The following is a 504-nucleotide window of genomic DNA, read 5'->3' as shown; positions in this document are numbered from 1 at the left end:
CTGCGCCGTCAAATGCGGCAGAACTCAGGCGGCCATCCCGCGCAGAAGACGGGTCAGGATCGCCGCGACGGCGACATGGGCGGGTGAGGGGCTGCGGTCGCGGGCACGCAGCAGCGCCACTTCGCGCGCGATATCGGGGGCGGTCAATGCGCGTGCCACGATGGGGCGGCCATGCACCGCCGCTTTGGCATAGGCGGGCAGCACCGCAATCAGCCCCGCCTGTTCCACCAGTGCCAGCGCGGTATGGATCTGATGCACCTCCAGCGCCGGACGGAACGGCTGGCCCGCGCTTTCATAGCCGACTTCGGTGAGCAGTCGCAGCCCGCTTTCGCGTGTCAGCGCCACCTGCGGCTGGCCAGCGATCTGCGTCCAGGTCAGATCCGGCTGGCTGGCAAGGGAAGGTGCGGTGGCCAGAAACACCATCAGTCGGTCGCGCAGCACCGGCGTCACCACCACGCCCTCCTCTCCGGGCTGGAAAGTGCCAAGCCCCAGATCGGCCCGCCC

The 504-nt window shown here is 69.4% G+C and carries 1 protein-coding gene; it reads right to left on the bottom strand.

What is annotated here, in order from left to right; translation table 11 throughout:
* Nucleotides 1-24: 24 nt before the first annotated feature.
* Nucleotides 25-504, bottom strand: a 480-nt coding sequence (locus tag PKE99_RS39535) for a LysR substrate-binding domain-containing protein (protein WP_271215200.1), incomplete at its 5' end; no start/stop codon positions are given.

It is taken from the genome of Pseudonocardia halophobica (assembly GCF_027922425.1).
In the GTDB taxonomy this organism is placed as follows: Bacteria; Actinomycetota; Actinomycetes; order Mycobacteriales; family Pseudonocardiaceae; genus Pseudonocardia; species Pseudonocardia halophobica.
This window is presented reverse-complemented; position numbering and strand designations above follow the sequence as displayed.